Raw genomic sequence first — 6,059 nt, forward strand, 5'->3', positions numbered from 1 at the left:
ACCTAAACAAATTCGCCTTGTTATTGCACATCGAGCATAGCTCTGAGTTGGGAAGAAATTTAATCAAATTGGTATAACGAGTAAATAATAAAGGTAGGGCTTACTAAATTAATACTAAAGCTATATGCTTAGCCATTACTATATCGTCATGTGACAGCTCATAGTTTTAATTTTATTATAAGGAACCATAATGACCGACTTTCGTCAGCAAGCTTTAGATTATCATGCCTTACCTACACCAGGTAAAATTGGTATTGCCTTAACAACTTCAGCTAAAACAAATAAAGATTTAGCATTAGCATATAGTCCTGGAGTGGCAGAGCCTTGTCGTGAAATAGCAAATAACCCTGATGATGTTTATAAGTATACCGCTAAAGGCAATACTGTTGCGGTTATAACCAACGGTACAGCGGTTTTAGGATTAGGTAATTTAGGCCCTATGGCATCAAAGCCAGTCATGGAAGGAAAGTCACTATTATTCAAACGATTTGCAAACATTGACTCATTTGATATAGAAGTTAAACATAAAACCGTAGATGAGTTTGTTAATACGGTAGCCAATATAGCAGATAGTTTTGGTGGTATTAACCTTGAAGATATAAAGGCGCCAGAATGTTTTGTGATTGAAAAAGCATTAATTGAGCGCTGTAAAATCCCGGTTTTTCACGACGATCAACATGGTACTGCGATTGTTACTGCAGCAGGCATGATGAACGCTTTAGAAATTCAAGGTAAAGACATAAAACAAGCCAATATAGTTTGTTTAGGTGCGGGAGCTGCCGCTATTGCTTGTATGGATCTGTTAATAAAGTGTGGTGCACAACGCGAAAAAATCTACATGTTAGACACTAAAGGTATTGTGCATACACGTCGTGATGACCTTAATGAATATAAAAAGTTATTCGCTAATAATACCGACAAAAGGACATTAGATGACGCCATTGATGGTGCTGATGTATTTGTTGGAGTGTCAGGTCCTGATTTACTATCAGCAGAGCAACTGAACATGATGGCTGATAACCCAGTTATTTTTGCTTGCTCTAACCCTGATCCAGAAATTAAACCTGAACTTGCTCATGCAACACGTGATGATTTAATTATCGCCACGGGTCGCTCTGACTACCCGAATCAAGTGAATAATGTTTTATGCTTTCCGTTTATTTTTCGTGGTGCGTTAGATATACGTGCTCGTACGATTAATGATGAAATGAAGATTGCGGCAGTACATGCTATTAGATCTCTTGCCAAAGAGCCGGTACCTGGAGAAGTATTAGAGGCAAGTTGTGAAGATAATCTAACCTTTGGCAAGGACTACATTATACCTAAACCAATGGATACACGTTTGTGCGCTAGAGTTGCTAAAGCCGTTGCACAAGCTGCGATAGACTCAGGTGTTGCTGGTTTAGATATGCCAGTAAACTATATGGAATAAATATCAGGCTATTCAGTATTAGTGGTAAAGATAGTGTTAAAAAAGGCTCAAGGTATAAATATACTTTGAGCCTTATTTATTTTTTCGTTAGATAAGTTTCTACCTAATTGATTGAATGACAGGAATTAAAACAATCTATTTAAACCGTTTAACGCAGCAACACGGAATGCTTCTGCCATGGTTGGATAGTTAAATGTTGTTTCAACAAAGTATTCAATAGTGTTGCCACCATTTTTCTGTTGCATTATGGCTTGCCCAATATGAATGATCTCAGCAGCATTTTCACCAAAACAATGAATACCTAAAATTTCTTTAGTTTCTCGATGAAAAAGAATTTTCAAAGAGCCAACTAAGTTATTTGATATTTGTGCTCGAGCAAGGTGCTTAAACTGCGCACGTCCTACTTCATACGGTATTTTAGCTTCAGTAAGTTCTAATTCTGTTTTACCTACCGAACTTATTTCAGGAATGGTATAAATGCCAGTTGGAATATCAGCAATGAGTTTCTTCTTACTGGTAATATCCACCATCGCAGCAGCAGCTATTCTACCTTGATCGAAAGCAGCGCTTGCTAAACTTGGATAACCAATCACATCACCGACAGCGAAAATATTTTCAACTTCCGTTTGGTAATGTTCATTAACTTTTAATTGACCGCGGCCATCAGCTTTTAAGCCTGCAGCTTCTAAGTTTAAGTCTGCGGTATTACCTGTTCTACCGTTAGCATACAGTAAACAGTCGGCACGCATTTTTTTGCCTGATTTTAAATGCACAACAACAGCATCGTCTGTAGCTTCTACACGTTCAAATTCTTCACCATGGCGAATAACAACCCCGTTATTCCATAAATGATAGCTTAAAGAGTCAGACATCTCTGCATCTAAGAAAGACAATAAACGCTCACGGGTATTAATTAAATCAACCTTTACGCTCAAACCTCTAAAGATAGAAGCATATTCACTACCTATAACACCTGCACCATAAATAATCACGTGCTGCGGAGCATGTTTAAGGCTTAAAATACTATCTGAGTCGTATACGCGAGGATGAGTAAAGTCTACGTTGTCTGGCTGATAAGGACGAGACCCTGTAGCGATAATGACTTGCTTAGCAGTAATAATTTCCACACTTTCATCAGCGTGTACCACTTTAATAGTATTAGCATCAACAAATGAAGCATCGCCTTGAATAAGGCTCACACGATTACGATTATAAAAGCCACTACGTAAATTTACTTGCTCTTGGATCACCGCTGAAGCATGACTAAGAATATCTTGAAAAGTAAGCTGCTTTAATTGATTTTTCTGGCTGAATAACGGATTTGAATTGTATTCAATTAAACGACTAACGGATTGACGTAAAGCTTTTGAAGGAATAGTTCCCCAATGAGTACAACCACCGCCAACTTGGTGATAACGTTCGATAACCGCGACTTTCTTTTGCAGCTTCGCCAATTTCATCGCTGCGCCTTCACCACCAGGACCTGTGCCTATGATAATGACGTCATAATCAAATGATTTATCTTCACTTTTACTTATTTTTGATTTAGCCAATGGTAAGTCCTCAAAATAGCTTAATGGGAATATAATAATGATTCTATCAGAACTAAACCTGACAATATTGTGTTAATTCAGTATTATGAGAATAACTTGTGTTTATAGTGATGAAGAGTTTGTTAAATGAGTGGTGTACGCGCACAACAAAAAGAAAAAACCCGTCGTCAAATAATTAATGCGGCGTTAAACCAATTAAGTGCAGAACGAAGTTTTTCAAGTTTAAGTTTGCGTGAAGTTGCTAAAGAAGCGGGCTTGGCACCAACGTCTTTTTATCGTCATTTTTCAGATATGGATGAATTAGGTTTAACGTTAGTTGATGAAGCCGGTTTAACTTTAAGACAGTTAATGCGTCAAGCACGACAACGTATCGCTAAAGGTGGTTCAGTAATTCAAATATCGGTGCAAACCTTTATGGAATTGATAGAAAGTAATGGTAATGTTTTTAGACTTTTACTACGTGAGCGATCCGGTACATCGGCGGCTTTTCGTGCCGCAGTAATTAGAGAGATACGTTATTTTACGATGGAACTTTGTGATTACCTGCAAAAAGCTAATCAACTCGATGCTGAAGTTGCTTATATGCAAGCTAATGCTGCAGTAACTATAGTTTTTAGCGCTGGCTCTGATGCGCTTGATATGGAAGATAATAGCGAGCGAAATCAATTAGCACAACAAACAATACAGCAATTACGCTTTATCGCTCGCGGTGCTCTTGAATTGAGTGATCGCCGTAAAAAATCAAAGAATAAAGCTTAACTTATTTTCTGGTTAAGATAACACCGGTCTCAACATGGTCGGTATAAGGAAACTGGTCGAATAGAGCAAAATTTTCAACAGTATGTGTATCTACTAATAAAGCTAAATTGTCTTTGAGTGTCTCAGGATTACAAGAAATATAAATAATTTTGTTAAAACGTCTTACTAATTCAACACTGTCTACATCTAAACCCGCACGCGGTGGATCAACTAAAACGGTATCGTAGTTATAAGCGGTTAAATCGAAATCTTCTAAGCGTCTAAATTTGCGTTCGCCATTCATGGCTTGGCTAAATTCTTCACTCGACATACGTACAATATCAATATTATCAATATTGTTTTCGCTAATATTAATTTGTGCAGAGCGTACTGACGTTTTAGATATTTCGGTACCTAAAACACGATCAAAATTTTCAGCTAACGCAATACTAAAGTTACCATTACCACAGTAAAGTTCAATTAAGTCACCACCTGCTTTTTCAGTTGCTTGTTGTGCCCATAAAAGCATTTGTTCGTTAACACCCGCATTAGGTTGAGTGAAGCTATTCTCAACTTGTTGATATACGTAATTTTTACCACCAACGTTTAACGACTCCATCACGTAATCTTTATTAATAATAACTTTTTGTTTTTTAGCGCGTCCAATAATATCAACAGGGGCAATACTTGATAATTGTGCTTTTAAGTTTTCCGCCTCATTCTGCCAATTTTCAGATAGTTGCTTGTGATAAAGCATGCTAATTAATAACTCACCACTCAAGGTTGATAGAAAATCAACTTGAAATAACTTAAAACGCAATTCTTTATGATCTTTGATGGCGGCAATAAGTGCTTTCATCGCATTGTTAATTAACTCACTGGCAACAGGAAATTCGTCAACACGAAATTTTTGTTTGGTTTTACTATCAAACATTATGTAATACAGATCATCACCTTCATGCCACACTCTAAACTCAGCTCTTTGACGGAAGTTAAGAGGCACTGATGGGTATAAATCAGCAGCGGGTAAGTTAAAGTCACTAAATAACTCTGTCATAGCTTGTAGTTTTTTTGATAGTTGTGCTTGGTAGTTATCTGGATGAATGTGACTAAACATAGAAATGCCTTGTATTAATAAACGGGTGTGAAGAATGAGGTATAAGAGTTACAGCGCGGATTTTACTATCCACTTAACTTTTGTCTACCTCTTAATCAAATTAATAATAAATAATAGTTTGAACGAATAACGTTTAAGGAAAGTTTAGATAGACTTTTTAGTTTACTAAAAAAGGAACATATTTTTGCAAATAATAATGAAAGACATAAAAAAGGCCGCTATTTGAATAAAGCGGCCTTATTATTGAAAAGTATTTAAAGCGATTAACCTTCGCTGTTGTCTTCAACGCGTTCTGGACGCTCTTTGGCTTCTCTTACTTTTAAGGTACGTTGCTGGAATTCAGTATCATTTAACGCAGTAATAGCTTTATCTAAATCATTAGATGCCATTTCTACAAAACCAAAGCCACGACGTTTACCTGTATGTTTATCTTTCATTAAACGAACAGAGTGTACAGAGCCATGTTCAGAGAAAAGTTCTCGTACGGCAGTTTCGTTAGCTCTATAAGGCAGGTTGCCAACATAAAGGGTTCTAACGTCTTCATCTGAAATAGATTCATTGTTAGAGTTAGTTGAGCTGGGTGAGTTACCTTTTTTTGTGCAAGCGATTAAAGGTGCAAGAAATGCTGCTATAAAAACAGAGCTAGTTAGAAGTAGAGCATTAGCTGAAGTTATTGTAGCGGTGATGTAAGCGATAATGGCAAAAACAACAGCGACGATCACTGATTGTAAAGTTGGAGACTTCATATAAATATACCTAATTATTATTTTAATAAATTAATTTTACTTTGTGAATAAAATGCAAAATGCAATTTATGTTACTTAGCTTTTGATAATGTACAACTACCAAACGTATAAAGCTATGTAATAAGTACACTATATTAGACCTGTTAAACAAAGCCAATAGCTTTTTTGAACTAATAACAGACATATTGTCTGAAGTTTAACCGTTTAAACAAAAAATTGAAATTAGTGCTTGTGCTCTATCAAAAACTCTCTACAATGCGCTCCAGTTCCAAGGGGTTCACAACAAATGAATCATGAAGAGCTTGTTTTACTAAGTTATCTACTCGCTTTAAGCACTAAATAACTTAAGTTAATGTTTAGTTTTGAAACGCTTTAAAATGTTTTTTAAAGAAACTTAAAATAAAACGTTGACATTAAAACTTGGGAGCGTATGATACGCATCCTGCTTCGGGGGAACAGCAACGAGCAAGCTA

General features: G+C 36.4%; 5 protein-coding genes. 2 read left to right on the forward strand and 3 right to left on the reverse strand.

Going from position 1 to position 6,059, the window contains the following annotated elements:
• Positions 1-190 precede the first annotated feature (190 nt).
• Positions 191-1,432 (forward strand): malic enzyme-like NAD(P)-binding protein, encoded by a 1,242-nt coding sequence (locus tag KO502_RS11875; protein WP_216022786.1) that lies wholly within the window; start codon positions 191-193, stop codon positions 1,430-1,432.
• A 125-nt stretch (positions 1,433-1,557) separates the two neighbouring features.
• Here the strand turns inward: KO502_RS11875 and sthA are convergent, their stop codons facing one another.
• Positions 1,558-2,985 carry a Si-specific NAD(P)(+) transhydrogenase gene (gene sthA / locus KO502_RS11880; protein WP_216022787.1) on the reverse strand — a complete coding sequence of 476 codons (1,428 nt, stop codon included), beginning with the start codon at positions 2,983-2,985 and terminating at the stop codon, positions 1,558-1,560.
• A gap of 126 nt (positions 2,986-3,111) precedes the next feature.
• Here sthA and fabR point away from each other — a divergent pair, with 126 nt between their 5' ends.
• A complete protein-coding gene (gene fabR / locus KO502_RS11885) occupies positions 3,112-3,744 on the forward strand; it encodes an HTH-type transcriptional repressor FabR (protein ID WP_216022788.1) in 633 nt (210 codons plus the stop codon).
• Position 3,745: 1 nt separating this feature from the next.
• Here the strand turns inward: fabR and trmA are convergent, their stop codons facing one another.
• The gene (gene trmA / locus KO502_RS11890; protein ID WP_216022789.1) at positions 3,746-4,840 is read right to left on the reverse strand and encodes a tRNA (uridine(54)-C5)-methyltransferase TrmA; all 1,095 of its coding nucleotides are present in this window, start codon (positions 4,838-4,840) and stop codon (positions 3,746-3,748) included.
• A 263-nt stretch (positions 4,841-5,103) separates the two neighbouring features.
• On the reverse strand, positions 5,104-5,586 hold the full coding sequence (locus tag KO502_RS11895; protein ID WP_216022790.1) for an RNA-binding protein: 483 nt from the start codon (positions 5,584-5,586) through the stop codon (positions 5,104-5,106).
• Positions 5,587-6,059: the final 473 nt, after the last annotated feature.

This window comes from Colwellia sp. E2M01 (assembly GCF_018860585.1).
In the GTDB taxonomy this organism is placed as follows: domain Bacteria; phylum Pseudomonadota; class Gammaproteobacteria; order Enterobacterales; family Alteromonadaceae; genus Colwellia.